The 253-nt window shown below is 46.2% G+C and carries 1 protein-coding gene; it reads left to right on the top strand.

Annotation, left to right across the window (positions count from 1 at the left end; genetic code table 11):
- Positions 1 to 253, top strand: a 253-nt coding sequence (locus RR876_RS16700) for a phosphoenolpyruvate carboxykinase domain-containing protein (protein WP_332637157.1), incomplete at both ends; no start/stop codon positions are given.

Below are 253 nucleotides of genomic sequence, written 5' to 3'. Positions count from 1 at the left end.
TGACTGGGTTGATGGCGTATATAAAGCTGCAACAATGGGTTCTGAAACCACTGCTGCTGCTGTTGGTCAACAAGGTGTTGTTCGTCGCGATCCGTTTGCGATGCTTCCATTTGCTGGCTACAACATGGCTGACTACTTCTCTCATTGGTTAGAATTGGGTGAACAAGTTGCAGCTAAAGCTGAAGTTGCGGGCAATAAACTTCCTAAAATCTTTAACGTAAACTGGTTCCGTCGCGATGCTGAAGGCAACTTC

It is taken from the genome of Acinetobacter sp. (genome assembly GCF_036666595.1).
Taxonomy (GTDB): Bacteria; Pseudomonadota; Gammaproteobacteria; order Pseudomonadales; family Moraxellaceae; genus Acinetobacter.
Note: the sequence above shows the minus strand (reverse complement) of the source record. Positions and strands in the feature narration are given on the sequence as shown.